Source organism: Aquirufa sp. Wall-65K1, assembly GCF_054558475.1.
In genome coordinates, this window is sequence record NZ_JBPXKD010000004.1 from 1 (window position 1) to 26,042 (window position 26,042).

The following is a 26,042-nucleotide window of genomic DNA, read 5'->3' on the forward strand; positions in this document are numbered from 1 at the left end:
CCAACACGAAACCAGTGATGTTTTAAACCAAGATTATCAATACCTTAGACAAAATTTAAACGAAAAAACAAGCAATTATTACACAACTATTTCTACAAATCTGTCCAAGTAATAAGGGGTTTGTACAATATCTACTAAACCTTACTAAATAAAATCTACTTTATTGATATTTACTACCAATATCCTTATAATCACTATCCCTTACCATTCTACATTCTACATTCTACATTCTTCATTCAAACGTTAATCCCAACAAAAATGGGAACGAAGCATGAGCGAAGCGGCAGGCGCATTTTTGACCGAGTGCGAAGGGTTTAGCTTAGCGTCAAAAATTAAAGCCGTATGCGGAGTGAGCATCGGTTCCGCAAAGCGGAATTCGTCTTAGGATTAACCGTATTTTAAACTAGGTTTTTTTGTTTCTTTTTTTCTCCAAAAAAAGAAATACCTTGACATTAGATATAAAGAAGCGTTTAATTTAAACTTTAAAAATAGAATTACAAATTCTAATTATCTATTATTCGACATGACCCTACGGAACATGTCGAACAGCCAGTTTTCGATTTTAACCTTTAAAATGGAATTACAAATTCCAATAATCTATTATTCGACATGACTCTGCGGAACATGTCGAACAGCTAATTTTTTTTCTCCAATAATAGAAATTCCTTGATAATTATTTTGCAACACTGTTGCATTGATTATTTTTCTTTTTATCTTTGCAACACTATTGCAAACTAATAACTTATGAATCGTCTAATTTATTCCGTTTTCTTTTTGAGTTTGACCTTATTGTCCTGTAAAAAAGATCCAGAAGTAGAACCTACCGATGATAATGAACTTATCACCACGGTGGATCTGGAGTTTACGAATAGTAAAAATGTCACCAAGACTTTTTCATTTCAAGATTTGGATGCTAATTCCATTACTCCTCCCGATAAGTTTGAGTCCATTGTGCTAGATGCCAATGAAAGCTACGAAATGGAGGTGAAAGTTTATGATGAATCTAAAAAAACAAAAGTTGATGTTACGGAAAAAATTAAAGAAGACGCAGAAGCTCATTTATTTGTGTTTAAAGTAACTCCGGCCTCTTTATTTTCGGTCAAAGCAAAGGATAAGGATAAAAATAATTTACCACTGGGCTTGAAAAATACAGGTAAAACTCAAGGTAAAGGTATTGGTAAGCTTCATGTAATTCTAAAACACCAGCCACCAGCCAATGGAAAACGGACAAAAACTGGTGACGAAGAAATTGGTTCTACCGATATAGACCTAGAGTTTAAACTTGAAGTTAAATAATTAGGAAAATATCTAAATGTATAAAAGGTACAAACATTTATTGCCAGTAGAGAAAATGGGATTGTTTTTTTCAATCGCCTGTGCCATTCATTGTTTGACACTTCCCATCTTTTTGTTTTTTGCCCCATACATTGCTAGTAGCTTTGCCTTTACTTCTACTTTTGAATGGATTTTGGTCTCTACCAGTTTCTTGTTAGCTTTAATACTTCTCTTTCAAGATTACAAAAGACATCGTAAGCCCTTACCCATGATTTATTTGGGTTTAGCGGTTTTGGTAAAACTGATTGAAGTTTTATGGGCTAAAAACTCCTTTGACTGGGCTTTCGGTCTGTTATTAGGGGTGTTTATTTCAATCGCTTATTGGGTAAATTATCAACATAAGGTCGCCTGTACGTGTAAAATCAAGCACCAAGCCTAGCTTTCCTATCCTTTTTTGTATCTTTACAGACTATTGATGACCTAATTATTTCAAATCTGTGAGTACATTTCAATCGGCTACTTATCAACCAGTTATCGGACTTGAAATCCATGCACAATTGCAAACGGATTCTAAAATATTTGCCCATGACGCAGTCCGCTTTGGTTGGGAGGCTAATACCTTAATATCCCCTATTAGTTTGGGTCATCCTGGCACTTTGCCATTTTTAAATAAAAAAGTAGTGGAATATGCCATTAAAATGGGAATCGCTATTGGTTCTGAAATTAATGAATGGCAATATTTTGATCGTAAAAATTATTTTTACCCAGATCTTCCAAAAGGTTATCAAATTACTCAAGATAAGACACCTATTTGTATAGGTGGGAAAATAAAAGTCAAATTAAAAACGGAGGAAAAATACATTTCTTTTCATCATATTCATTTAGAAGAAGATGCTGGGAAATCCATGCATGAAGGTGATAATCCATTTAGTTTCATTGATTACAATCGAGCAGGAACACCTCTAATAGAAATGGTTACTGACCCAACTTTGCATTCCTCTGATGAAGCCTTTGCTCTTGTCTCTGAAGTACGAAAATTAGTTCGCTATCTAGGGATTTGCGATGGAAACATGGAAGAAGGATCTTTACGCGCTGATGTCAATATTTCTTTAAGACCTATTGGTACGACTACACTGGGTACCAAAGTGGAAATCAAGAATATGAATTCCATTCGGAATATCCAACGCGCCATAGAATATGAATGCAGTCGTCAAGCGGCTATGTTAGATGCTGGCGAAACCATCATTCAGGAAACACGGACTTTTGATGCTCATACGGGAAGAACTTCTAGCATGCGTGTGAAAGAAACCATGAATGACTATCGTTATTTTCCTGAGCCAGATTTAGCACCTTTGCACATCACCCAGGATTGGATCAATGATATTAAATCGACTATGCCACTTCTCCCATGGGAGCAAGAACTGGAATTGATAGACCTATATGGCTTACCCGCTTATGATGCCCATTTTTTAGCTGATACCAAAGAAATGGCCTTGTATTTTAAAGAAGCTGCTGTTAACACCAAGGCATATAAAGCATTGTCTAATTGGTTGATGGGTCCTGTAAAATCCCATTTGAATGAAAGTTTATTGCATATCCACGAATTTGAAATAAGCCCTAAAAGTTTAGCAGAAATTGTGGACCTAGTAGAACAAGGCGTCATTACCCATAACTTAGCGGCTCATCAATTATTCCCACTTTGTATTCAAGTAAGGGATAAAAGTCCTAAACAATTGGTCGAAGAAAATGGCTGGTCTTTAGCTAGTAATAATGATGAGCTTACCAATTTTGTTCAAGAGGTCATTAAGGCCTTTCCTGATAAAGTTAAAGAATACCAAAAAGGTAAAAAGGGGTTAATTGCCCTGTTTATTGGGGAAGTAATGAAGAAATCAAAAGGAAAAGCTGACCCAAAATTAGTTAATCAATTAGTTCAGGAAGCTCTGACCCAATAATCTACAGCTATGCATCGTATATGTTTATTTGCTTTTATCTTCTTGTCCTTTGCCCTGAAGGCTCAAGAATTTACTATTCAAGTTAAGCTTAAGCAAATTGTACCTCAACGGAAAATTTATTTGGAATTTCTCAATGGTCGAGGACAAGCTGTTAAAATAGATTCGCTAAGTCCAGATCAAAATAATTCTGTCCTATTTCGTGGGAAAGTAAGAGACAATGGCGGCTTTTATTTGATAAATTGCTATGACATAGCCAATCCTCAAAAAATTATGGTGATTTTGGAGGGCAATGAGCAGGTGCAAATTGAAGCGGATGGAGTCAATATTCCTGATAAGCCAGGGACCTATAGCGTAACTGGAGAGTCCATTAATATTAAAATGATGAACCAAGTGATGGCCATTTCAAAAGGTCTAGAAAAAAAAGTCATTGCTTGGAATGCCGAAATTCAAAAAACACCAGCATCTCAAACTCGAATTCAAAAAGAATTTGAAACGGCTCAAAATCTAGCTCTAAACCAAATTAAAGCTTTAATTCCTCAGATGGGTTCTAATTTGGTGGCACTATGGACTACGAATTTCCTTCCAATCGAGTCGGAAATGCAGACTTTAGAATCGATTGCCGAAACGTTTAAAGCGGCAAGACCCAATCACCCGCAAATCAAACCGTTTTTAGAAAATATCAAGCGGCTCAAGGGTGTTCAAGTTGGCTCAGAAGCTCCTGAAATAAGTTTGCCGTCTCCTTCTGGTGAAAAACTAGCTCTCTCATCTTTACGTGGGAAATATGTCTTAATTGATTTTTGGGCAAGTTGGTGTGGCCCTTGTCGACGAGAAAATCCCAACGTGATAAAAACCTATGCCCGTTTTAAAGATAAGGGTTTTGAGATTTTTGGGGTGAGTTTAGATCAAGATAGAAGTGCATGGTTAAAGGCTATTGAAACTGATCAGCTGACTTGGAAACATGTTTCCGACCTACAGTATTGGAATTCTGTGGCAGCGCAGGCCTATCAAGTTTCTGCTATTCCTATGACATTTATGTTGGATAAAGATGGCAAAATAATGGCAAAAGGCCTTCGTGGAGCTAGTTTAGATCAGTTTTTAGAAGATTTATTTAAAGGAAAATAACATATGAAAATTGCAATCATAGGTTGTGGAAATATGGGGATGGCATTTGCCAACTCATTTATTCAATATAATTTAGTTAAGAAAGAGGACCTTTTGCTTATCGAAAAAAATAAGGAACGAGGAGATATTCTACAAGAACAAAAAGCAGGGGTTGTAGTAGATACCATATCAGATAAAATATCATTAGTTAATTTAGTCATCCTTTCTGTTAAGCCTCAAGACTATCCTTCCGTTTCGGAAGAGTTAAAACAATATTTGCGTCCGAGTCAATTGGTTCTTTCCATTATGGCAGGGATACCCATCAAAAAATTACAAGAAAGTCTATCCTATCCATTAATAATTCGTGCTATGCCTAATACTCCGGCACTATTGGGTATGGGTATGACCGCGTTTGCTTCTGCTCCTGAAGTGGGTTTATCAGATATTCGATTGGCGGAGAATTTAATCAACTCAACAGGCCGTGCCGTATTTTTAGAAGAAGAAAGTCTATTGGATGCGGTGACTGGTTTAAGTGGTAGTGGACCTGCTTATTTCTTTTATTTAATCAAAAACATGATTGATGCAGGCATAGCAATGGGCTTTGATCCTTCCATGGCATCGTTATTAGTTAAACAAACAATGTTAGGCTCTTATCATCTCATGCAAACGAGCGATAAGTCTTTGGATGAATTAATTCAAGCGGTTGCTTCTAAAGGAGGAACTACTGAAGCGGCATTAAAGGCTTTTGCTGAAAAAGAAGTAGGGTTGGGCCTTCAAAAGGGAATATTTGCGGCACGCGACAGAGCTGTGGAGTTGGCTAAATAATTTTAGCTTACATGATTTTATGAATTTAATGCTGTGATATTCATCTATAGGATGATAATTTTAAAAAATTCCGCTTTCTTTAGAGCTTAAATTTATAGTAAAGGGTACTTTTAATTTCAATTTGTTCTATGAGGGTTGTAAAGTACCACATAAAAAAACAGGATATTGATATTCAATCAGACTTGTTTTCAGGCATTTATACTATTTTATCACATACCATTGGTCCTAATCTCAGTCTAGAAGAAGCTTTGGGTGGCTCATTTTGTCGACCGGTTCCTGACGAAGTTTTTGTTTGGAGTTTCATGGTGAAAGACAAGATGGTTGGTTTCTGCTATTTTACCATCTTGACCCATGAAGATTTAGTTATAATTCGATTAACATTATCGGTAGAAAGAAATTACAGGCACATTGTAAAAATGCCTTATCATGATTTTCTTTGGGAGATGATCTTCATAAAATTGAAGAATTTATCCAAAAAAGTGGTATTCTATTCCAATCCTATAAATCCAATTATATATTCGGTTATTCGGGAGTATACCAAAAACTTTTTGCGATATGAAAATAATCTACCTTCTCAAACAGCTATTATTCATAAGATTTATGATCTTTTTGAAATAGAAAGGTTTAGTCGTGTCCGAAAGACTCCATTCAAAATGGAAGAAACTAGTTTGAATTTTGAAACCTTGCGACATAAAAATAAGTATGTCAATGATTTTTTAAACCAAAATCCTGATTACAAGCAAGGAATGGGCTTAATTACCATGGTTCCTGCTACAGTAGCCAATATGATTTATGCGGTGGTTAAAATGGCTAAAAAGCAATTCAATCCCTCGAAAGCTAAATTCAAAAAATAGGTCTTAGTTGAGTAAGTCCATGATTTCTTGAGCAGCTAAAGCTCTACTGATTTGTTCTCCATTGGGGGAGGAGTTGGGATTACTGCTAGCGAATAATTGTTCAACTAAGGCATTCATTTCCTCAGAACTCAATTTTTTTTGCTGGTAACGGATGGCAGACCTATTGGCCATGACTTGGGCTATTTTTTCATTACGGTGTTTACCTAAATCGCTAGCTTCATGTTTTACCTGTTCTAAAATCCCTTCGAGCAGGGATTGGCCGTCTTCCTCTCCTAAACCTGCGGGTATCCCCTTTACCCAATATTTAGTCCCTTCTTCTAGTGCCAATTGAAAACCTAAATAGATGAGGTCTTCTTTGATTTCCTCTAATATTAATTGGTCGGCAGGACTAATGTGTAATAATTTAGGGAAAAGTAATTGTTGAGATGCCCCATTTTTACGCTGCAAATGATCCATAAATTGGTCATATAGAATACGTTGATAAGCCCTTTTTTGATCAATCAAAATGAGACCATTTGACCAGCTTAGGGCTAAGTATTTTTGTAAAATTTGGATGACCTGAAAATTTGTGGAATTAAATGCTGTATTTTCTCTTTGGTTGGCTCTACTCTGGAGAATAGTTTCAGAAGCGTTATTTGAATGTTCAAATAAGGCTGGCTTTACCTGGGGAGCTTGTTGTTCAAATGCCTGAATATTATCTTGTAAACCCTCGTATAATTTTTTCCAGGCATCTTGTACATGTTTATGTGAATTACCCGTACTTGGGGAAAAAGTACTTGTTTTGTTTGATGAGTTTAGATTTGAAGGAACATGAGGAATGTTGAAATTGACATTGGTATCAAAATCCAAGGAAGGAATTAGGTTATGTATGCTTAACGTCTTTCTTACGGCAGCTTGAACAATGGCGTAAATCGACTTTTCGTCGTCAAATTTGATCTCCGTTTTCGTTGGATGAACGTTGATATCAATGTGACTAGGATCGATGCTTAAAAACAAAACATAGAATGGAAATGCACCTTCTGGCAATAATCTTTCATAAGCACTCATCACCGCATGGTTGAGGTAGGCATTTTTAATGAAGCGATCATTGACAAAGAAAAACTGTTCGCCCCGCGTCTTTTTGGCATGTTCTGGTTTTCCCACATAGCCTTTTATGCTGACATAGGAGGTGTCTTCCTCACAAGAGGCTAGTTGTTCTCGATAACCTTTTCCAAATAAATCGACAATTCGTTTACCGAGCTTTTCTGCGGGCAATTGATAGGTTTCTTGTTCATTTTGAACAAAGGAAAAGCGAATATTGGGATGAGCAAGGGCTACGTGTTGAAACTCATCAAGAATGTGGCGGATTTCCACAGGATTCGATTTGAGGAAATTTCTCCGTGCGGGGATATTATAGAATAAATTTTTAACCGTAATCGATGTGCCTACAGGATGCTGAATGCTTTCCTGAGTTTTTAGGCTAGAGGCCTCTATTCGAACTAAGGTCCCTAATTCGTCTTGTTCTCTTCTGGTTTTTAATTCAACCTGAGCCACTGATGCTATGGAAGCCATAGCTTCTCCTCGGAAGCCCATGGTTTTGATGCTGAATAAATCTTCAGCTTTTCTAATTTTGGAAGTCGCATGTCTTTCGAAGCACATTCGAGCATCTGTTTCTGACATACCTGTTCCATCATCGATGACCTGAATGACACCTTTGCCTGCATCTTTGATGATGAGTTGGATATAAGTTGCCTGGGCGTCAATGGCATTTTCCATGAGCTCTTTTACCACAGAAGCGGGTCTTTGTACTACTTCTCCGGCAGCAATTTGGTTTGCTATGGCATCGGGAAGTAATTGTATCAAATCACGCATGAGTTAATGTTTTGGTAAAAGGCAATTAGAATTCAAATAAAGCAAAAAAAAGGGAATGTTGCCATCCCCTTTTTTTATAAAATCAGTGTGTGAATTATTTCAATTCAACTTCAGCACCAGCTTCTTCTAAAGATTTTTTCAAACCTTCAGCTTCGTCTTTAGATACACCTTCTTTAACAGCTTTCGGTGCAGCATCAACTACATCTTTCGCTTCTTTCAAACCTAAACCAGTTAAGTCTTTCACTAATTTAACGATAGCTAATTTGTTAGGACCAGCAGCTTTCAAGATCACATCAAAAGATGTTTTCTCAGCAGGAGCATCAGCACCGTCACCAGCACCAGCAGCAGGACCTGCAACTACAACAGCACCAGCAGCAGCTGGCTCAATACCGTACTCATCCTTAAGGATAGCAGCTAATTCATTTACTTCTTTTACAGTTAAGTTCACTAATTGTTCAGCGAACGCTTTTAAATCTGCCATTTTTTGAAAATTTAATTGTTAAGAATTAATTATTTTGTGGGTCTTATGACCCGGTTAAATCTGGTAATTATTCAGGACGCTCTCCTAAAGTCTTTACGATACCAGCTAATTTCTTCTCGCCGCTTGTAAGAGCAGAGATAACGTTTTTAGCAGGCGATTGTAATAGGCCAATAACCTCTCCAATCATCTCGTTTTTCGACTTGATATTCTCAAGTGCTGTTAATTGGTCTTCACCAATATATAAACCACCTTCAATAGAAGCGCCTTTGAATGCAATTTTATCCTTTCCTGCTTCTTTGCGGAAGTCTTTGATCAATTTAGCTGGAACTTTAGCATTTTCTGGGGAGAAAATGATTCCAGACATACCTTTCAATACACCTTCGTTGAATGCAGAATAGTCATTTCCCGTTTTCTCTAATGCTTTTGCAATCAAAGTGTTTTTGAATACTTTGTATTCTAAACCTCTTGAAAAACACATTCTACGGAATTCTGTAGCTTGAGCTACTGTTAAACCGGCTGTACTTGCAATGTAGAAGTACGGAGTTACCGCGAACTTTTCGCTTAACTCATCAATAATCTGATTTTTTTCTTCTCTTGTCATGATTACAATCCAGTTACTGTCGCCTTATCAATAACAATGCCCGGAGACATAGTAGAAGATATATTGATCGATTTAACATATGTACCTTTTGCAGAAGATGGCTTCAATTTGATCAACGTATTAATCACTTCTTGCGCATTTTCAGCAATTTTGCTTGCATCAAATGAGACCTTACCAATAGAGGTATGGATGATACCAGTTTTATCAACTTTAAAGTCAATTTTACCAGCTTTCACTTCATTTACTGCTTTTCCTACTTCCAAAGTTACTGTACCAGACTTTGGATTAGGCATAAGTCCACGTGGACCTAACACACGACCCAAGCGACCTAATTTGGCCATAACCGTAGGCATTGTGATGATTACATCGATATCGGTCCAGCCTCCTTCGATTTTTGAAATATAATCATCTAATCCTACATGGTCAGCGCCGGCTGCTTTTGCTTCCTCGACTTTATCAGGAGTACATAATACGAGAACTCGTACGTCTTTTCCTGTTCCATGAGGTAGGGCAACCACACCACGAACCATTTGGTCGGCTTTGCGGGGATCTACTCCTAAGCGAACATCAATGTCCACAGAGGCGTCGAATTTTGTATAGGAAATTTCCTTCAAAATTTCAGCCGCTTTGTTAAGAGAATACTCTAACGTCGCGTCATATTTTGAAAGGGCTTCCTTTTTTTTCTTCGTAAGTTTTGCCATTACCTTTTTATTAAAATGTTAAATCCTGATTATTAAAATCAGAACGGTTTCTCTCCAGAAACAGTAATACCCATTGATCGGGCCGTTCCAGCAATCATACTCATTGCTGCTTCAATTGTAAAACAGTTTAAATCTGGCATCTTAGTCTCAGCGATTACTCGCACTTGATCCCAAGAAACTGATCCAACTTTTTTCAAGTTTGGCTGAGCCGAACCTGATTTCACCTTAGCTGCTTCTAATAATAAAATAGGTGCAGGAGGAGTTTTTACAACAAAATCAAACGATTTATCTGCGTAATAAGTAATAAGGACCGGCAATACTACGCCGTTTTTATCTTGAGTTCTCGCATTGAACTGCTTACAGAACTCCATGATATTTAATCCTTTCGAACCTAATGCAGGACCGATGGGCGGTGAAGGATTGGCTTGGCCACCTTTGCATTGAAGCTTAACGTAACCAGCTATTTCTTTTGCCATATTAAAACATCGTTTTTAAGTGAATTATTGAGGTTTATCTGCCAATAAGGGTGGAAGCTTCCTTATCTGATGCACCTCGTTTTGATCTTCCAGCGTAACAAACTTTCCAATCCATTCATTCATTTGATAATCAAACAAATAGAATGCCGCTTTTTAAACGGACTGCAAAATTAGGAGATTTATTTGATATACCAAAGCTAATTGTCAATAAATCAATTTAATATTTAAATCCATGTTTCCATTGATTGGGGAGAGCTTGTCGATTTATATATTAATATCGGATTTGCCAGCAAAGGCTAGGTGAGAAATGGATGAGTCACTATCTCCATTATTTTTGATCTAAAATTGGGTCCTAAAACAATAGACATTCGAAATGAGGAAATTAAAATTTAATTTAGGGCTAGGGTAGTTAAAAGGTGGTGTTATTAATCTTTTGAGTAAATATTAAAAAAATAGGGACAGTCCTCCTCTTGTAAATCTATCAAATATTGAAAATGCTATTAGTTGTTTGAAATTCTATTTCGATCAAATTCCAGAGGCCTATTAAAATTTGTCATTTGATAGATTTATTACTTTGAAAAATTTCAGTTCGAGTATTTTTAATGTAAAAACGCAGGGCAGAATCCGAACTCTTATGATGGAGAAAGTTACCTCGAGTAAGTATTTTTACTCGATAATGGAAACAGTAAATTAATGTTAAAATAATAAACCCCAACCTGATGGCCGGGGTTTATTGAATTATATAAAATAAGGTCTTATTTTTCTACCTGAGAATAATTTAATTCTAAAGGAGTATTTCTGCCGAAAATCTTCACCATTACAGATAATTTCTTGCTGTTTTCGTGAATCTCCTCAACAGTACCTTCAAATGTAGCAAATGGTCCGTCAATAACTCGTACTGTTTCACCTTTGATAAAGGATACAGAAGCAAAATCTTCTACAGCTGCAGATTCATCTACTTTACCTAAAATACGATTAACTTCGGATTGACTCAATGGCATTGGTTTTTTAACAACCACTTTTACCTTTTTAGTTTTTCCTCCTTCAATTTTTGTTTCCTCTACTTCTTCATTCATGGTTTGAAGGAAACCAATAACACCTGGTGTAGAAGTTAAGATGTGACTCACCTCTCCCGCCAAATCCGCTTCAATCATGATATAGCCAGGAAATAGATTTTTCTCACGAATAACCTTTTTCCCTTTTCTGATTTCATAGATTTTTTCAGTGGGAATCAATATTTGAGGAACTGCATCTGCCACGCCTTGACGTGCGATTTCGTTCTCCATATACGTTTTTACTTTTTTCTCTTGTCCTGAAATTGCTCTCAAAACATACCATTTAGTCTCTGCCATGGCTATTTTCGTGTTAAGGATCGGGTTAAGCCCTGTTAAAATGAACTATAAAATAAATCCAATCCAGATTTGAATGCCAAATCAACTAATCCTACCAAGATGGCAAAAATTAGAGAGGCCACTAAAACCAATATAGAACTTGATTGCAGTTCAGAAAATTTAGGCCAAGTAACGTGTTCTGTTACTTCTACCCAAGATTCCTTAATTAATGATGTAAAGTTGCTCATATTTTCACCGATTATTCGGCTTTAAAATTATTACATGGCACGGGCACAAGGATTCGAACCCTGACCAAAGGTTTTGGAGACCTGCATACTACCATTATACTATGCCCGTAGAGGACTGCAAATTTAGGCAAATTTTCCTAATTCGCAAACCTCAGTTTAATTATAAGTTATTACCATTGCGAATATGAGGTAGGTTCTAAGAAACGGCGAACGGTTCTTGAGTGACTATTGGCATATTTTGGGTCATTCGAAATGCGTTTCCATTCTGGATCGGCTGAAAATTTAGCCCAATTTTTATCACGCTCTGCCATGTTTTCAAAGCTTACCATATAACTTAAGCATGGTGTATTTTCTCCTGCTAACACTTCGCCAAAGAATACGCGATGTAAACCTACATTTTCAAATACCTGTAGTTCGGCGTCGTCAAACATGGCTATTTTTCTACGTAAAGCATCTTCATTATAGGATTCATAGGTTCTCCATTCGTAAATTCTACCTTCATTTTTGGTTGGTAAGGTTAAGGCTGGGTGACCCTTAAAGCCTTTGGCCAAATAAGCTGATATTTTTTCAAATAATGGTTTATCCAATCCAACCATGTCAAAGTAGGTTTTGCTGGCTTGCAAATAAGCTTCATCCTTCTCCAAGGCTGCTTTATAACCAGCGTATGATTCTAAGGAAGAAAAAGGAATTGTAACGACCAATATTGCCGGTTCTGGTTTCCCTAAATCTTTAAATACACCCACTTTAGAAACACCATATTTATTTAATGCCGGAATCAAGGCATTCGAAATGTATTTTTCAACAACACCCAAATTACCTCTGAATTTCATTTGGTAGGTTCTTATTTCATAGTATTCTTGGCTGATAGCTAGATGACTTAATAAGATTAGTGATAATAATGTAAGGATCTTTTTCATAGAATAATTTATTTCAAGGTTCATTCGTTTGAGATTTGTCAACTTTCAAAAAGTTGACAAATCTAAGAGAAATTCTATATTTTAGGCAAAAAAAAAGAGCGGGATAAACCGCTCTTTTTCTATATCTAATAAAATATTAGTCTAAGATTTCAGTTACCTGACCAGCACCTACTGTACGACCTCCTTCACGAATCGCGAAACGAAGACCTTTGTCCATAGCTACAGGGTTCAATAATGTAACTTCAATTGTCAAGTTATCACCTGGCATACACATCTCCACACCAGCTGGCAACATGATTTCTCCTGTTACGTCTGTTGTACGGAAATAGAACTGTGGACGATACTTGTTGAAGAATGGAGTGTGACGACCACCTTCCTCTTTTGACAAGATATAAACCTCAGCTTTGAATTTAGTGTGAGGCTTAACTGAACCTGGCTTACAGATAACCATACCACGACGGATATCAGTTTTCTCAATACCACGTAACAATAAACCTACGTTATCTCCAGCTTCTCCACGATCCAAAATCTTACGGAACATCTCAACACCAGTTACAACTGATTTTAAGTTTTCAGCTCCCATACCTAAGATATCTACACCTTCACCTGAGTTGATAACACCTGTCTCGATACGACCTGTTGCTACAGTACCACGACCTGTGATCGAGAATACGTCTTCAACTGGCATCAAGAATGGCTTATCTACGTCACGCTTAGGAAGTGGAATCCAGCTATCTACTGCATCCATTAATGCGTCAATAGTTGCAACCCACTTAGCATCTCCATTCAAACCACCCAAAGCAGAACCTTGGATTACTGGAATGTTATCGCCATCGAATTCATAGAATGAAAGAAGCTCGCGAATCTCCATTTCTACTAATTCTAATAATTCTGGATCATCCACCATATCCACTTTGTTCATGAAAACAACCAATTGAGGTACACCAACTTGGCGTGCCAACAAGATGTGCTCACGAGTTTGTGGCATTGGTCCGTCAGTAGCAGCTACTACTAGGATAGCACCGTCCATTTGGGCAGCACCTGTAACCATGTTTTTCACGTAGTCAGCGTGACCTGGACAGTCAACGTGAGCATAGTGACGGTTAGCTGTTGAATACTCAACGTGAGCAGTGTTGATTGTGATACCACGCTCTTTCTCTTCTGGAGCAGAGTCAATGGAAGAGAAATCTTTCTTCTCAGCTAGACCTTTTTCAGAAAGAACTTTTGTGATAGCAGCAGTCAAGGTAGTTTTACCGTGGTCAACGTGGCCAATAGTACCAATGTTTACGTGGGGTTTACTTCGGTCAAAATTCTCTTTTGCCATGATTATTTAGTTCTTAATTTAGTTATAAAAAGTTTCAAAATGTGCTAATCGAAGCTACTCTTGCGAGTAATTTTGGTATTTTAGAGCCTTTGAGCAGGATTGAACTGCCGACCTCTTCCTTACCAAGGAAGTGCTCTACCACTGAGCTACAAAGGCCTTTACCCTAGGGCCAATAGTAGGTCTTCTGGGCCCTACCAATGTAAAAATCGCCTATGAGTTTCCTCACAGTACGATGTTTATTGAGCGGGAGACGGGGCTCGAACCCGCCACCTATAGCTTGGAAGGCTATCGCTCTACCAAATGAGCTACTCCCGCTGATACTTTCAACACAAAAATTTGGTACTTTTCTGTGTGCGAATGGTGGGGACAGATGGATTCGAACCACCGTAGGCATTCGCCAGCAGATTTACAGTCTGCCCCATTTGGCCGCTCTGGTATATCCCCCTCTTTCTTATTTCAGTGAAACGTTTTACTGAAATAGTTCGCAAAAGTAGCTCAAATTTTGGTATCCACAAACACCTTGGTCAAAAATTTCTAAATTAATTTTATAATAATCTTAAACCAAAGCTAAATGCCTGCACATCTGGTCCTTTTCCCTTCTCAAATAACGGACTTAAATCATAAGAGAAAAATAAATCAGGGAAATGTTTCAAAGCAAATTCCGCTCGCACACCATATCTAATTTGATTAACAAATAAATTGGAGGTCGATTTATATAAATTGTCTGTTTTATCTTCCAAAGCTTTCGTATAACTATCTAGTCGGTATGAAACATATCCCCCCAAACCAATCATTTGAACCGAAGATTCTTTTGAATAGGTCCAATGTGGTATAATTGGTAATGTCAAATAACTAACCGTCATTTTGTTCTTGGAAAGAACGGTTTCGCCCCCATTGGCATTGAGAATAGGTTGAAAAATAATGGCATCATTCCCTTTTTGAATAATTCGATTATGATCAAACATGAAGTTGTACCAATCAAATTGCAAGCCATAACCTAGGTTGAATCTCGATTTTTTGCCACCACCCATTCGAATAGTTCGAGCAATTTCAATCCCTGCATACCTAGATCCTAAGGGTTTCAAAGCAAAATCCGTGGATAAAAGTGGTGCTGGAAATTGGGCAATACTGACTGCGGGTAAATTCCCTGAAGTTCCATTTAATCCCAAATAAAGATTTAAACCTTTTCTTTGATAAAAATTTCGATCTTTTGCTTGAATTTTAGTGGAATCCTTTCCCCAAATTACCCGGGTAACTTCATCACCCTCTTTTACCTGAACTCCATTCCAACCAACATGCACCTCCTCGTTGCCTTCTTTCACATGTATCCCGTTTATCCCCACGTTCACCTGTTTATTGTTGTTTCCTGGGGAACTGGCTCTTATGGTTTTAGTGGTGCTTAGTTCTTGGGTGCCATTAAATCCATTTTGATGTAATTTGATATTAACATTCCTTCCTCCAATGGTAACGACAATGGATGTGTCTTTGTCACTGTCAGCTTGTACCGCCTTACGAATACTTTGCCACAAACTATCTTCTAATACAATTCCATTTTTTGCAAATATTGCTTGCAATTCTTCCTTCAAGGATTTTTTTGAATTACTTGGATTTCCAATAATTTCTTGATTCCGCTTGTCTATCTTTAATAATAAGGAATCTTGCGTAGGTTTGGCCAATAAGCCTGTGCTGAATAGGATAAATCCTAAGATGAATAGATTTTTCATATACTTAAAATTGAAATGTTCTTTGTACTACTTGTTCGGTTTTGATATACGTATTCGCCACTTGGTGAATACTGTTTTCTAGTTTGGGGTCTCCCTGTTTTAACGTTTGCCAATCTACAGGTTCTCCATCGATAGCCTGTCTTAATTGTTTCACGACACGAGCAAACAAGGAATTTCTTTTTTTGCTAGGCTCCGGAACATAGCTATTTACTTTTTCTTGGTTGTTCGCTTGGCTAGGTTGAATGTCAATTAGTAATTCGACACTTTCTTCTTTCGCCAATAAAGCGGGATTTTCTTTTTCTGTACTTCTATTATCGGCTAAAATAATAGGGTTTGAATTGGGTTTATTTTCTTCAATGAATGGGCTAGACTTCAACTCCTCTGGTATTTCTTTCGAAACCGCTGAATGAATTTCACCTGGACTTATAGCTGTAGCATGCTTTGGATTTTCGACAGTTACTATTTGAATATTATCTTCCAAATTGCCTGTTGTAGCTAACTCATTTCTTGGCACTTGAATCTTGCTTGTCAATTTACTGGATACTTTTTCTCCCACTACCGGTGTATCTGTATTGGATAACTGCCACCAAGTTAATCCAAAGGAAATCAACAGAACTGCGGCCCATGACCATTGCCTACGATGAATGATAAAAGGGTATGCCTTTTTGTTTTTTTCATCAAGCTTCTTCTTCATTTGTTCCCATATAGCACCTGGCACTACCTCTTCATGAGAGTCTAGTTTTTCTCTCCAGTTTTTCTCAATGGAATCCCAATTGTCAACAGTCGATTTTTTCATGCTTGTAATTCCTTTAATTTACTCTGTAAAATTTGTCGGGCTCTTGAGAGCTGCGACTTGGATGTACCTTCTGATATTTGTAACATGTCCCCAATCTCAACATGTGAATAGCCTTCAATGGCATATAAATTAAATATCGTCCGGTAGCCTGGCGGTAATTCTAAAATCAAATTTTGAATTTCCTCCACTCCTAAATGCATTAGTGCATCTTCTGGATGTGCCACATCATAGGTTTCATCAATGTCCTGATCATAGCGATTAGCCGTTTTCCGAATCTTCATCAATGATTCATTCACCATGATTTTTCGAATCCAACCCTCAAAACTTCCTTGGCCCTGGAAGTTGTCTATTTTACTAAAGACCTTCATGAAACCTTCCATTAATGCATCTTCCGCATCTGGACCTACACCTAGATAGCGCTTACACACGGCCATCATCTTACCAGCATTGATTTGGTAGACAATTTGCTGAGCTCTCCGATCTTGTTTTTGGCAAGCTTGGATTAACTCTTGTTCGCTCTTGAAGGGTAGTAAAGTTTTACTCAATGATTATAGAACTTATTTGAACGTAAAGATGTGCATTAAACATAAATGGTTGCATGGGTTTGAAAAGATTTTCAAAATTCCTTTCTTTACGCAGATTTAACATGTATGCCAAACTCAGCACCCATTGGGATTTTTGATAGTGGAATTGGAGGCTTAACCCTTGCTCATGCCATTACAGAACTTATTCCTCAAGAACCTATTATTTATTTTGGGGATACCGCCCACTTACCTTATGGAGACAAATCGGCTACCGCTATCCAAGCCTATTCAGTTAAGATTTGTAATTTATTGCTAGAAAAAAACTGCAAATTAATTTTAATCGCTTGTAATTCAGCTTCTGCCGCAGCCTATGATTTAGTGAAAACCTATGTGGGCACGAAAGCGATTGTGGTAAATGTAATTGATCCAGTTATTCAGTATTTGGATCAACAATGGGCGGGTAAAACTCTTGGTCTGATTGGTACGAAGCAAACTGTCAATTCAGGAATTTATGCACGAAAGGCTGAAGCTTTGGGTAAAGACATCCATATTCAATCACTTGCGACTCCATTATTAGCTCCTATGATTGAGGAGGGCTTTTTTAATAATACCATTTCTGAGCAGATTATTAGGGAATATTTGGAACAAGACGTGCTAAAAAACATTGATGGTTTAATCTTAGCCTGTACCCATTACCCCTTAATCAAGTCTCAAATTGACCAATTTTATCAAGGCCGAATTCCAGTCATTGATACTTCTCAAATTGTAGCTCAAGAAATTAAACGTATACTGGATCAACAAGATTTGTCGATTCAAGCAGGTGAAACAGGTTCTAGGCAATTTTTTGTGTCTGATTACACGGATTCTTTTGAAAAGTCTACGCAGATATTCTTTGGGGAGGCCATTAAGCTGACCCAATATCCTATCTGGGATTAATTATTGACCCAAGATTTGACTTACCTTTTGTTTGATTCTCCACTTTGCTATTCTTTCTTGTTGTTCCTTTTTACTTTGACGGAACCATAAAAAAGCGATAGCTCCTACTAATAAATAGGGAGCAGATAATAAATATAAAATTCCGGTATTTAAACCTGTCGCAATATTAGTTCGTCCATTTGAAATGCTACTTTCTACAGTGGTACGGCACATGGCACATTGAGCTAAACCATCGAATTGACTTAGCAAGAAAAATAAAAAGAATACAAGTATTAACTTTTTAGACATAATAAGGGGCAATTAATAAGTAAACCAAAACACCTGTTACACTTACATACAACCAAATAGGATAGGCCCATTTCACTAATTTCTTATGGGAATCAATTTGATCTGTTAAGGCATAAAATATGGCCTTCAATACCAATCGAACAACACCGATAGAAAGTAAAATATGAGAAAATAATAGAATATAATAGGTTGGTCTTAACCATCCTGAACCACCAAATTTGGTAGGCTCATTGGAAATATGATAGCTAACATACGAGACTAAGAAAAGGCTTCCTAGAATGAATGCCACACCCATCAATTTACGGTGCAAATCTATATTTTTATTTTTGATAGCAATAAAACCTAAAACTAATATGATGGAGCATGTGGCATTTAAAACGCCATTAATATGGGGAAGGATTTTTGTCCAAGTACCTAAAGGAAGTTTGGTTTGAATCGCATTTAATAAAGCTACTGCTATGGGAATAACCAAAGATAAGATGTTAACTATTTGGTTATTTTTCGGTGTATTTTCAATCTTATATGCTGCCATATTATTTTTCACTTTCGTAAATACTTTTTAATACTTTAATTTCCATCATCAAGCGATCTACGTCTTTTTTATCAGTACCATTGTAGAAACCTCTGATGTGTTTTTCTTTATCTATTAATATTAACCTTTCAGAGTGGATAAATGTTTCATCTGGATTTTTAATTGCCTGGTCATATTCAGATGCATCTGCAAGGGGTACATGAAATCCTTTAAGTGCTAAGGGATAAATCGTTTTCTTATCTCCTGTCAAAAAATACCATTTACCGGCTTTGGCATCAAATCGTTTGGCATAGGCAGCCAATTTTTCTGGTGTATCATATTTCGGGTCCACCGAAATGGATAATAATTTAATATCAGAATCTTGACTAAATGTATCTTGAAGTCTACTAACCTGTGAGGTGATTTTTGGACAAATAGTTGAACAACGAGTGAAGAAAAAGCTCGCGACGTAAATTTGATTGTCCAAAACTTTAGATGAAAATGGAGCTCCTTTTTGATCTACTAACTGAAATGGGGGAATACGGAAAAATACAGTATCCATGTCAGATTCATTCCAACGAGGATTGACCCTTTTTTCCATTTTGACTTCTCCAGTGGTGGAGTCAATTTCTGGAATGTACCTAGGTAATTGAAAATGATTATTGCCAAATTCGTGCAGGCCTAAATATATTAAGACAGGCACTATTAAAATGGTTAATAAAATGCCTGTCTTTTTAGTCATGCGCCAATAAGAGTTTAAGATCTACTAATACAAATGACCACCTTCGTAGATCAATGCGATTAGTAACCATACAACGAAAATAGTAGGTACTAAAACAGCCCAGATAAGGGTTTTAACTTCATGCTTTAAGTGCATAAACTCACCTACTATATAAAAAGCTTTAACGATGGTCATGCCAGAGAAAATGGCTACACGTAATGTATTAGCCGGTAATGTAAAGGCAATAACGAACTCGATTGCTGTTAGAATTAAAAGAATCCAAAAAGTTTTCCAAATCGCAGCAGTTTGTGGAGCTGGAATTTCTTTTTCTGAGGTTTCGTGTGCAGTAACGTGCGAAGCCATATGATTGGTGAATTAAATATTAAACAAGATAAAAGAAGGTAAATACGAATACCCAAACAAGGTCTACAAAGTGCCAGTATAAACCTACTTTTTCAACCATTTCATAATGACCTCTACGCTCATAAACTCCTGTAGCGGCATTAAAGAAAATTAATATGTTAAGGATTACTCCTGAAAATACGTGTGTTCCGTGGAAACCTGTAATGAAAAAGAATAAGTCAGCAAAGGCAGGAGGGCCATATGGGTTACGAACTAGATTAGCTCCTTCTATAGGTGTCATTACTCCATCTACCAGTTGTTTTGCTGCTAAAGATAAATCCTCTGGGCCATGAATGAAGTGACTCCACTCCCAAGCTTGAGAACCTAAGAAGGTGAAACCTCCTACAATAGTCCAAAGCATCCACTTTTCTACATCTTTACGATCTCCACGATGACCAGCTTCAACAGCTAATACCATAGTAACGGAAGATGCAATCAAAATGAAGGTCATGATTCCTACGAATACCAAGGGTAATGCAATGCCATGTAAAAATGGTACTGCTTCAAACACTTTTTCTGGGATTGGCCAGTGTTGTGTTGAAAAGTAGAAATCACTTGGACTTCCTTCCCAAGCTGGCTGACTGAAACGAATCATTCCATAAGTCACCAAAAGTGCCGAGAATGTAAAGGTGTCAGAAAGTAGGAAAAACCACATCATTAGTTTTCCATAACTAGCTTTAAGAGGTTCAGAACCACCTGTCCAGGTTAAATTTTCAGGAACAGAAGGGGCAGCGTGTGCAACTGACATGAGGTAATAGCTTAATTGTTAAACACTAAAAATAAAAATAAATATATCCACAAGGCATCTAAAAAGTGCCAGTAGGTGGAACAAATTTTAATTTGAGTTAGGGCCTTGGCATTGATTTTCATTCGGAATGCAGCTACTAGGGCTACTATCAAAACAATTAATCCTGAGATTAAGTGTAGACCATGAAGACCTGATAATACATAAACAAAGGACCCTGATGGATTACCCACGAAATAAACGTTCATTTCGACCAATTGTATCCATCCGAAATATTGTAATACTAAAAACAATAATCCGAGCACAAAAGTAATAGAAATACTTATTCTTAACGCATTAAATTGGTCTTTTTTTGCTGCCAATAATGCAAAATGCATAGAAGCACTACTTAGGAGTAATACGACTGTGCTTATCCAAAATAAATTAGGCAGCTGAAACTCGACCCAGTTACCCTCTGCTTTACGCACTAGGTAAGCACTCGTGAAGGCCGCAAAGAGCATGATAATAGATACAATAAACAACCACATCGTGAATATTTTTGGGTTCACCGAACGTGTTGCTTTTACTTCTATAGAATTGGTTTCTGCGTTCATGATATTAAATTTTATCAAATAAAAAGGCAATTTGTACTATGAGTAAATAGAAAAAAGATCCAAACATCATCCATTTTGCGGCTTTATCGGTAGGACGCATCATTAAATAAAAAGTTTGGCAAAGGAATAAGGAACCAGCTATTACCGCAATAATCGCCGATTGAATTCCTGTCATGTGCAATAAATAAGGCACAAGGCCCAGAGGTACTAAAAAGATCGTATAAATCATGATGGTGAAAGCCGTTTTCATGTCTTTCTTTCCATCATTAGGTAGCATTTTGAATCCGGCTTTTTTATAATCTGCATCTGCCACCCAGGCGATAGCCCAGAAGTGTGGGAATTGCCAGAAAAATTGTATGGCAAATAATATACCAGGTTCCCAACCAAATTCATTGGTGGCTGCAAGCCATCCTATCATCGGAGGAAAGGCTCCAGGAATAGCTCCAACAAATACTGAAATAGGCCCAACTCGCTTTAAAGGAGTGTATACAAATCCATATAAAATATACGATATGAAACCTATAACAGCGGCTTTCCAGGATAAATACCCTAGCAATCCCAAGGAAATGATTAATATAATTATGCCATAAATTTTGGCTTGCTGTGGACGTAGGACTTCGGTAGGCAATGGTCTTTTTGCGGTCCTTTTCATTAATTTATCATAATCAATTTCTTTTAATTGATTTACAATATTGGCTGCTCCTGTGAGTAAGTAACCTGCTAATGAAATGAGTATGATATGAAAAGTTGTATGTTCAATCGGTGCCAATAAATAGCCAAATGTACCAGAGAAAGCTACCGTAATGGATAGTCTGGATTTCAGTAAAGCTATATATGGTTTTATGCTTGACATTTTATGCTTTTAAACTCGTTTTAATCCAAGTGTTCATGTGTAATCCTAAAATGACGAGTGAAATGGTTAAATGTATAGCTTGACTACCTAAAGGTAAACTGACATAGGCCATTAAAACTCCTGTTAGTAAGGATATACTAAGAAAAACTAATAAGTAGGTACTATAGTTTTTTATTGAACTAAAATTTGATTTTTTTATTTTGTACCACAGTATTAAGTGACCAATTACTAATACCCAAGAAAATGTTCTATGGATGATGTAAATGATGCCTAAGTGGCTAACCCATTCCGATTTAGCATTTTCTCCCCATTGAACAATTACATGGTCCATCTCCTCTCTAACCTGTGTCCCTAATACAATTTGTATTACACAGATAAATAAATTGATTAGCATCCAAGTACGGATAGTCGGACTCACTTCAATTCTGCTTTGTTTTACTTGTAAGGCTTTTAAAAGCAAAAAGAGTACTCCTATGCTCAATAACATGTGTAAGGTCACTACACCAGGTAATAGAAATGAATCAACCACATATTTCCCCAAAACAGCGTTGCCCAAAACGAGTAATAAAGCTAGGAAAGATAAAATGAATTCTTTCTTTCCTGTTTTATAAGCTAATATGGTTGTTATTAATACAAATAAACCTGTTAAAGCACCAATGAGGCGATTGATGTATTCAATCCAAGTTTTTATTGGATTGAATAAGACTTCACCGTGTAATTTTTCTTTGTAGGTGATTTCGTAATGAAGCGGTAATTCGGATTCTTTTGTTGGAGGAATGAATCTTCCAAAACATTTTGGCCAATCCGGACATCCCATGCCAGATCCAGTACTTCGAACGATTCCTCCTGCTAATATGAGTAGGTAGATACAGAGCAAAGTAACAAAGCCAAATTTATGGAATGTCATGGTTATAGGGAGAAAAAAAAAGATGCATCCAAATGAGATTCATTTCGATGCATCTTTTAGGTTATTGGTTTTTATCGGTTGTAACTCTCGTTCTGAGCCGCTAATAAACTTTCAATTTCCTTTTCTTTTGCAATCTCATCATTCTCTTCAGGTAGATTTGATTCTGGAGTTGCAGAGTGAGGGATCGTTTGAGGGATGAAATCCGCCTCAGAACCTGGTTTACTGTAGTCGTAAGGCCAACGATAAACTGCAGGAATTTCTCCTTCCCAGTTTCCGTGTCCAGGTACAATTGGCGTAGTCCATTCTAAGGTATTTGACTTCCAAGGATTTTGTGTTGCACGCTTTCCTTTAAAAATAGAATAGAAGAAGTTGATAAAGAAAATAGCTTGAGCCGTAAAAGTAATAATAGCGGCAAAAGATATGAATGCATTTAAATCTGTGAAAGCTGCTTGACTATCATTTCCTAAAGCGGTGAATGAATAGTAACGTCTTGGGAAACCAGCAATACCTGTGTAGTGCATTGGGAAAAATACAGAGTATACACCCACAAAAGTGAACCAGAAGTGAATATATCCTGCTGTTTTATTCATCATGCGACCAAACATTTTAGGGAACCAGTGGTATACCCCAGCCATTAAGCCAAAGAATGATGCAGCACCCATTACCAAGTGGAAGTGAGCCACTACAAAATACGTATCGTGTAAGTTGATATCTAAAGCAGAGTTTCCTAAAATGATACCTGTAACACCACCTGAAATAAACAAGGATACAAGACCAATTGAGAATAACATGGCTGGTGTAAATACGATATTACCTTTCCATAGGGTGGTAATGTAGTTAAATCCTTTCACCGCTGATGGTACAGCAATAATTAAGGTTAAGAACATAAATACCGATCCTAAGAATGGATTCATACCAGTAACGAACATGTGGTGAGCCCACACAATAAAGGCTAGTACAGTAATACCCATCATTGAACCAATCATAGCACGGTAACCGAAAATAGGCTTACGAGCATTGGTTGCGATAACTTCTGAAGTCATACCTAATGCAGGTAATAATACGATATATACCTCAGGGTGCCCTAGGAACCAGAATAAGTGTTGGTACAAGATTGGGCTACCTCCCATATTTGGAAGCGCTTGACCTTGAATATAGATTTCTGATAAGTAGAATGAAGTTCCAAAGCTACGGTCAAAAATCAACAATAATGCAGCAGATAACAATACAGGGAAAGATAATAAACCTAACACCGCTGTAAAGAAGAATGACCAAATGGTTAATGGCATTTTAGTAAATGTCATACCACGAGTTCTCAAGTTAATAATAGTACAGATGTAGTTAATACCACCCATCAATTGAGATACAATGAAGAGAGCCATACTAGTAAGCCATAGCGTCATACCTAATCCTGAACCAGGCATGGCTTGAGGTAAGGCACTTAATGGTGGATAAATTACCCATCCACCCGATGCTGGACCTGTTTCAATGAACAAAGAAGAGAACATGATTACGGATGACAAGAAAAAGAACCAATATGATAACATATTGATAAATCCAGATGCCATATCACGGGCTCCAATTTGTAAAGGAATCAAGAAGTTAGAGAAAGTTCCTGAAAGACCAGCAGTCAATACAAAGAATACCATGATGGTACCGTGCATGGTTACCAAGGCTAAATAAAATTCTTTGTCTAATTTACCAGACTCGTCAATCCACTCACCTAATACAGGTCTTAACCACTCTAAACTCATATCTGGGAAACCTAATTGCAAGCGGAATATGATGGATAATGCTCCCCCGATGAAAGCCCATAGGATACCAGAAATTAAATATTGTTTTGCAATCGTCTTATGATCTTCTGAAAAGATGTACTTACGGATAAAACCAAGTTCATGATGTTCATGCTCGTGATCATGACCATGATCGTGTCCATGAGCGATAACTTCTTCAGTAGTTGATACGGCTGTTGACATAGGTATTATTTTTTCTAATTGCTTTCTAATTATTTGACACTTACAGCTTCACTAGCAGTACTATCCGTGGCAATCGGTTCTGCTGGAATATATTTACTTGCCTTCGCTTTTAGATTCTCTGGTACCTTAGATAAGTACGCAGGATTCATGGTTAAGAATGGTTTTTGTTCTGATACCCATTTTTTATAATCTTCTGGCTCATCTACGAATACAGTAATAGCCATTCCAAAGTGACCACGACCACAAATTTCTGTACAGTTTAATTTAAAGTTGAAATCACTCTTACCTAATTTGGCACGCATCTCATCCGTAGAGATGGTTGGAGTAAACCAGAACTTAGTAGGCATACCAGGAACGGCATCCATTTTTACACGGTGGAAAGGAAGATATACCGAGTGTAATACATCCTGAGCTCTGATTTTTAACAATACAGGTACGCCTTTTGGAAGGTGTAATTCACTTGCTGTAAAATCGTCAAACGTGTTTTTATCGGTAAAATCTAAACCTAAACTGTTGGTTTCGTCAATTAATTTGTAGTTAATGTTTCCTAATTGACTATCATCATTACCAGCATATCTAACATACCAGCCAAATTGATGTCCCGTTAATTCGATAACAACCGCATTGCTTGGCGCTTGAGAAGTAATATCTCTCCAAGTTCTCCAACCTGTGAAAACCAAGATGGCCATTACAATCGCTGGAATGATTGTCCAGATGATTTCAAGCTTGTGATTAACTGGATAGAAGGTAGCTTTTCTGTTTTTATTGTTGCGATACTGGAACGCAAAAAAGAACAATAACGAGTTCGTTATGAAAAAGGCAAATGTTACTACTGCCATTGAAATCCAAAACATGGAGTCTGTTTTTACTCCGTGAGCAGAAGCTGCTTCTGGAAGGAAATCAGGTTGCGAATGCAAGAAAGACCATACCCCAGCAATAGTTCCAAACAGCCAGAATAATAAGAATCCAACAGCATTGGTATTATTATGTGAATCTAGAGCAGAATCTGACTCATTTTCACCACTAAGATTTTTGTTTAGCTTCAAACTTTTGCTGATTACAGTAATCGCTAAGATGAAGAATACAACGGATAAAAGACCAACTAGGTAATTCATATGTTTTATTTGTT

29 protein-coding genes and 4 tRNA genes are annotated in these 26,042 nt (G+C 37.1%); 7 read left to right on the forward strand and 26 right to left on the reverse strand.

All coding sequences use genetic code 11. The annotated features are described in order from the left end of the window. Positions 1–744 precede the first annotated feature (744 nt). From ACST15_RS07275 to ACST15_RS07300, 6 genes are all read left to right on the forward strand, one after another. Complete coding sequence (locus ACST15_RS07275; RefSeq protein ID WP_459454005.1) at positions 745–1,296, forward strand: hypothetical protein; 552 nt, start codon at positions 745–747, stop codon at positions 1,294–1,296. Between the two features lie 16 nt (positions 1,297–1,312). Then, positions 1,313–1,714 (forward strand): MerC domain-containing protein, encoded by a 402-nt coding sequence (locus ACST15_RS07280; RefSeq protein ID WP_459454006.1) that lies wholly within the window; start codon positions 1,313–1,315, stop codon positions 1,712–1,714. Between the two features lie 58 nt (positions 1,715–1,772). Further along, complete coding sequence (gene gatB, locus ACST15_RS07285; protein ID WP_459454007.1) at positions 1,773–3,227, forward strand: Asp-tRNA(Asn)/Glu-tRNA(Gln) amidotransferase subunit GatB; 1,455 nt, start codon at positions 1,773–1,775, stop codon at positions 3,225–3,227. Positions 3,228–3,236: 9 nt separating this feature from the next. Beyond that, positions 3,237–4,349 carry a peroxiredoxin family protein gene (locus tag ACST15_RS07290; protein WP_459454008.1) on the forward strand — a complete coding sequence of 371 codons (1,113 nt, stop codon included), beginning with the start codon at positions 3,237–3,239 and terminating at the stop codon, positions 4,347–4,349. 3 nt (positions 4,350–4,352) lie between these two features. Next, a complete protein-coding gene (gene proC / locus ACST15_RS07295; RefSeq protein WP_459454009.1) occupies positions 4,353–5,153 on the forward strand; it encodes a pyrroline-5-carboxylate reductase in 801 nt (266 codons plus the stop codon). 128 nt (positions 5,154–5,281) lie between these two features. Then, positions 5,282–6,007 carry a hypothetical protein gene (locus ACST15_RS07300; RefSeq protein ID WP_459454010.1) on the forward strand — a complete coding sequence of 242 codons (726 nt, stop codon included), beginning with the start codon at positions 5,282–5,284 and terminating at the stop codon, positions 6,005–6,007. Positions 6,008–6,010: 3 nt separating this feature from the next. Here ACST15_RS07300 and mutL read toward each other — a convergent pair whose 3' ends face one another. The 16 genes from mutL to ACST15_RS07380 form a co-directional block, all read right to left on the reverse strand. Continuing rightward, positions 6,011–7,858 (reverse strand): DNA mismatch repair endonuclease MutL, encoded by a 1,848-nt coding sequence (mutL, locus tag ACST15_RS07305; RefSeq protein WP_459454011.1) that lies wholly within the window; start codon positions 7,856–7,858, stop codon positions 6,011–6,013. Positions 7,859–7,952: 94 nt separating this feature from the next. Next, complete coding sequence (rplL, locus tag ACST15_RS07310; protein ID WP_166229839.1) at positions 7,953–8,339, reverse strand: 50S ribosomal protein L7/L12; 387 nt, start codon at positions 8,337–8,339, stop codon at positions 7,953–7,955. A gap of 67 nt (positions 8,340–8,406) precedes the next feature. Next, entirely contained in the window at positions 8,407–8,940 is a 534-nt protein-coding gene (gene rplJ, locus ACST15_RS07315; RefSeq protein WP_130924445.1) for a 50S ribosomal protein L10, read from the reverse strand. A 2-nt stretch (positions 8,941–8,942) separates the two neighbouring features. Continuing rightward, positions 8,943–9,641, reverse strand: coding sequence for a 50S ribosomal protein L1 (gene rplA / locus ACST15_RS07320; RefSeq protein ID WP_130924446.1), 699 nt, complete (start codon positions 9,639–9,641; stop codon positions 8,943–8,945). Between the two features lie 38 nt (positions 9,642–9,679). After that, a complete protein-coding gene (gene rplK, locus ACST15_RS07325) occupies positions 9,680–10,117 on the reverse strand; it encodes a 50S ribosomal protein L11 (protein ID WP_109321960.1) in 438 nt (145 codons plus the stop codon). A 755-nt stretch (positions 10,118–10,872) separates the two neighbouring features. Then, complete coding sequence (gene nusG / locus ACST15_RS07330) at positions 10,873–11,469, reverse strand: transcription termination/antitermination protein NusG (RefSeq protein WP_109321962.1); 597 nt, start codon at positions 11,467–11,469, stop codon at positions 10,873–10,875. Between the two features lie 35 nt (positions 11,470–11,504). Further along, positions 11,505–11,696 carry a preprotein translocase subunit SecE gene (gene secE / locus ACST15_RS07335; protein ID WP_459454012.1) on the reverse strand — a complete coding sequence of 64 codons (192 nt, stop codon included), beginning with the start codon at positions 11,694–11,696 and terminating at the stop codon, positions 11,505–11,507. Positions 11,697–11,731: 35 nt separating this feature from the next. Further along, positions 11,732–11,805, reverse strand: a tRNA-Trp gene (locus ACST15_RS07340). A gap of 61 nt (positions 11,806–11,866) precedes the next feature. After that, positions 11,867–12,613 (reverse strand): NIPSNAP family protein, encoded by a 747-nt coding sequence (locus tag ACST15_RS07345; protein WP_459454013.1) that lies wholly within the window; start codon positions 12,611–12,613, stop codon positions 11,867–11,869. 136 nt (positions 12,614–12,749) lie between these two features. Further along, positions 12,750–13,937, reverse strand: coding sequence for an elongation factor Tu (gene tuf, locus ACST15_RS07350; RefSeq protein ID WP_109321965.1), 1,188 nt, complete (start codon positions 13,935–13,937; stop codon positions 12,750–12,752). Positions 13,938–14,021: 84 nt separating this feature from the next. Next, positions 14,022–14,093, reverse strand: a tRNA-Thr gene (locus ACST15_RS07355). Positions 14,094–14,179: 86 nt separating this feature from the next. Next, a tRNA-Gly gene (locus ACST15_RS07360) sits at positions 14,180–14,252 on the reverse strand. Between the two features lie 43 nt (positions 14,253–14,295). After that, a tRNA-Tyr gene (locus ACST15_RS07365) sits at positions 14,296–14,381 on the reverse strand. A gap of 101 nt (positions 14,382–14,482) precedes the next feature. Then, complete coding sequence (locus ACST15_RS07370) at positions 14,483–15,661, reverse strand: outer membrane beta-barrel protein (protein ID WP_459454014.1); 1,179 nt, start codon at positions 15,659–15,661, stop codon at positions 14,483–14,485. Positions 15,662–15,665: 4 nt separating this feature from the next. Next, positions 15,666–16,457, reverse strand: a complete 792-nt coding sequence (locus tag ACST15_RS07375) for a hypothetical protein (RefSeq protein WP_459454015.1) — start codon at positions 16,455–16,457, stop codon at positions 15,666–15,668. Next, positions 16,454–17,002 carry an RNA polymerase sigma factor gene (locus ACST15_RS07380; protein ID WP_459454016.1) on the reverse strand — a complete coding sequence of 183 codons (549 nt, stop codon included), beginning with the start codon at positions 17,000–17,002 and terminating at the stop codon, positions 16,454–16,456. The genes ACST15_RS07375 and ACST15_RS07380 overlap by 4 nt, the downstream gene beginning before the upstream one ends. A 105-nt stretch (positions 17,003–17,107) precedes the next feature. On the opposite strand from ACST15_RS07380, the gene murI reads away from it, so the two are divergent. Then, positions 17,108–17,917 carry a glutamate racemase gene (gene murI / locus ACST15_RS07385; protein WP_459454017.1) on the forward strand — a complete coding sequence of 270 codons (810 nt, stop codon included), beginning with the start codon at positions 17,108–17,110 and terminating at the stop codon, positions 17,915–17,917. Here murI and ACST15_RS07390 read toward each other — a convergent pair whose 3' ends face one another. The 10 genes from ACST15_RS07390 to ACST15_RS07435 all read right to left on the reverse strand — a co-directional run bounded on the left by ACST15_RS07390 (position 17,918) and on the right by ACST15_RS07435 (position 26,028). Further along, entirely contained in the window at positions 17,918–18,205 is a 288-nt protein-coding gene (locus ACST15_RS07390) for a hypothetical protein (RefSeq protein WP_459454018.1), read from the reverse strand. Then, complete coding sequence (locus tag ACST15_RS07395) at positions 18,198–18,737, reverse strand: DUF420 domain-containing protein (protein WP_459454019.1); 540 nt, start codon at positions 18,735–18,737, stop codon at positions 18,198–18,200. The genes ACST15_RS07390 and ACST15_RS07395 overlap by 8 nt, the downstream gene beginning before the upstream one ends. 1 nt (position 18,738) lies before the next feature. Then, positions 18,739–19,458, reverse strand: coding sequence for an SCO family protein (locus tag ACST15_RS07400; RefSeq protein ID WP_459454020.1), 720 nt, complete (start codon positions 19,456–19,458; stop codon positions 18,739–18,741). Between the two features lie 24 nt (positions 19,459–19,482). Beyond that, a complete protein-coding gene (locus tag ACST15_RS07405; RefSeq protein WP_459454021.1) occupies positions 19,483–19,800 on the reverse strand; it encodes a cytochrome C oxidase subunit IV family protein in 318 nt (105 codons plus the stop codon). A gap of 19 nt (positions 19,801–19,819) precedes the next feature. Then, positions 19,820–20,587 (reverse strand): cytochrome c oxidase subunit 3, encoded by a 768-nt coding sequence (locus ACST15_RS07410; protein WP_459454022.1) that lies wholly within the window; start codon positions 20,585–20,587, stop codon positions 19,820–19,822. Between the two features lie 11 nt (positions 20,588–20,598). Beyond that, positions 20,599–21,177, reverse strand: coding sequence for a cytochrome c oxidase subunit 3 (locus ACST15_RS07415; RefSeq protein ID WP_459454023.1), 579 nt, complete (start codon positions 21,175–21,177; stop codon positions 20,599–20,601). 4 nt (positions 21,178–21,181) lie between these two features. After that, positions 21,182–22,030, reverse strand: coding sequence for a heme o synthase (cyoE, locus tag ACST15_RS07420; RefSeq protein ID WP_459454024.1), 849 nt, complete (start codon positions 22,028–22,030; stop codon positions 21,182–21,184). 1 nt (position 22,031) lies between these two features. Then, entirely contained in the window at positions 22,032–22,937 is a 906-nt protein-coding gene (locus ACST15_RS07425) for a COX15/CtaA family protein (RefSeq protein WP_459454025.1), read from the reverse strand. 71 nt (positions 22,938–23,008) lie between these two features. After that, a complete protein-coding gene (locus ACST15_RS07430; protein ID WP_459454026.1) occupies positions 23,009–24,913 on the reverse strand; it encodes a cytochrome c oxidase subunit I in 1,905 nt (634 codons plus the stop codon). Between the two features lie 29 nt (positions 24,914–24,942). After that, on the reverse strand, positions 24,943–26,028 hold the full coding sequence (locus tag ACST15_RS07435; RefSeq protein ID WP_459454027.1) for a cytochrome c oxidase subunit II: 1,086 nt from the start codon (positions 26,026–26,028) through the stop codon (positions 24,943–24,945). Positions 26,029–26,042: the final 14 nt, after the last annotated feature.

Excerpts from the sequence above, each read along its gene's own strand:
- ACST15_RS07395 (WP_459454019.1), bottom strand. The coding sequence starts at position 18,737 with ATGGCAGCATATAAGATTGAAAATACACCGAAAAATAACCAAATAGTT.
- cyoE (WP_459454024.1), bottom strand. The coding sequence starts at position 22,030 with ATGTCAAGCATAAAACCATATATAGCTTTACTGAAATCCAGACTATCC.
- rplK (WP_109321960.1), bottom strand. The coding sequence starts at position 10,117 with ATGGCAAAAGAAATAGCTGGTTACGTTAAGCTTCAATGCAAAGGTGGC.
- ACST15_RS07375 (WP_459454015.1), bottom strand. The coding sequence starts at position 16,457 with ATGAAAAAATCGACTGTTGACAATTGGGATTCCATTGAGAAAAACTGG.
- ACST15_RS07275 (WP_459454005.1), top strand. The coding sequence starts at position 745 with ATGAATCGTCTAATTTATTCCGTTTTCTTTTTGAGTTTGACCTTATTG.
- ACST15_RS07410 (WP_459454022.1), bottom strand. The coding sequence starts at position 20,587 with ATGTCAGTTGCACACGCTGCCCCTTCTGTTCCTGAAAATTTAACCTGG.
- ACST15_RS07405 (WP_459454021.1), bottom strand. The coding sequence starts at position 19,800 with ATGGCTTCGCACGTTACTGCACACGAAACCTCAGAAAAAGAAATTCCA.
- murI (WP_459454017.1), top strand. The coding sequence starts at position 17,108 with ATGCCAAACTCAGCACCCATTGGGATTTTTGATAGTGGAATTGGAGGC.
- proC (WP_459454009.1), top strand. The coding sequence starts at position 4,353 with ATGAAAATTGCAATCATAGGTTGTGGAAATATGGGGATGGCATTTGCC.
- rplJ (WP_130924445.1), bottom strand. The coding sequence starts at position 8,940 with ATGACAAGAGAAGAAAAAAATCAGATTATTGATGAGTTAAGCGAAAAG.
- nusG (WP_109321962.1), bottom strand. The coding sequence starts at position 11,469 with ATGGCAGAGACTAAATGGTATGTTTTGAGAGCAATTTCAGGACAAGAG.
- ACST15_RS07345 (WP_459454013.1), bottom strand. The coding sequence starts at position 12,613 with ATGAAAAAGATCCTTACATTATTATCACTAATCTTATTAAGTCATCTA.
- rplL (WP_166229839.1), bottom strand. The coding sequence starts at position 8,339 with ATGGCAGATTTAAAAGCGTTCGCTGAACAATTAGTGAACTTAACTGTA.
- ACST15_RS07370 (WP_459454014.1), bottom strand. The coding sequence starts at position 15,661 with ATGAAAAATCTATTCATCTTAGGATTTATCCTATTCAGCACAGGCTTA.
- ACST15_RS07415 (WP_459454023.1), bottom strand. The coding sequence starts at position 21,177 with ATGAACGCAGAAACCAATTCTATAGAAGTAAAAGCAACACGTTCGGTG.
- ACST15_RS07280 (WP_459454006.1), top strand. The coding sequence starts at position 1,313 with ATGTATAAAAGGTACAAACATTTATTGCCAGTAGAGAAAATGGGATTG.
- ACST15_RS07400 (WP_459454020.1), bottom strand. The coding sequence starts at position 19,458 with ATGACTAAAAAGACAGGCATTTTATTAACCATTTTAATAGTGCCTGTC.
- ACST15_RS07425 (WP_459454025.1), bottom strand. The coding sequence starts at position 22,937 with ATGACATTCCATAAATTTGGCTTTGTTACTTTGCTCTGTATCTACCTA.
- ACST15_RS07290 (WP_459454008.1), top strand. The coding sequence starts at position 3,237 with ATGCATCGTATATGTTTATTTGCTTTTATCTTCTTGTCCTTTGCCCTG.
- ACST15_RS07430 (WP_459454026.1), bottom strand. The coding sequence starts at position 24,913 with ATGTCAACAGCCGTATCAACTACTGAAGAAGTTATCGCTCATGGACAC.
- ACST15_RS07390 (WP_459454018.1), bottom strand. The coding sequence starts at position 18,205 with ATGTCTAAAAAGTTAATACTTGTATTCTTTTTATTTTTCTTGCTAAGT.
- secE (WP_459454012.1), bottom strand. The coding sequence starts at position 11,696 with ATGAGCAACTTTACATCATTAATTAAGGAATCTTGGGTAGAAGTAACA.
- ACST15_RS07435 (WP_459454027.1), bottom strand. The coding sequence starts at position 26,028 with ATGAATTACCTAGTTGGTCTTTTATCCGTTGTATTCTTCATCTTAGCG.
- tuf (WP_109321965.1), bottom strand. The coding sequence starts at position 13,937 with ATGGCAAAAGAGAATTTTGACCGAAGTAAACCCCACGTAAACATTGGT.
- rplA (WP_130924446.1), bottom strand. The coding sequence starts at position 9,641 with ATGGCAAAACTTACGAAGAAAAAAAAGGAAGCCCTTTCAAAATATGAC.
- ACST15_RS07300 (WP_459454010.1), top strand. The coding sequence starts at position 5,282 with ATGAGGGTTGTAAAGTACCACATAAAAAAACAGGATATTGATATTCAA.
- mutL (WP_459454011.1), bottom strand. The coding sequence starts at position 7,858 with ATGCGTGATTTGATACAATTACTTCCCGATGCCATAGCAAACCAAATT.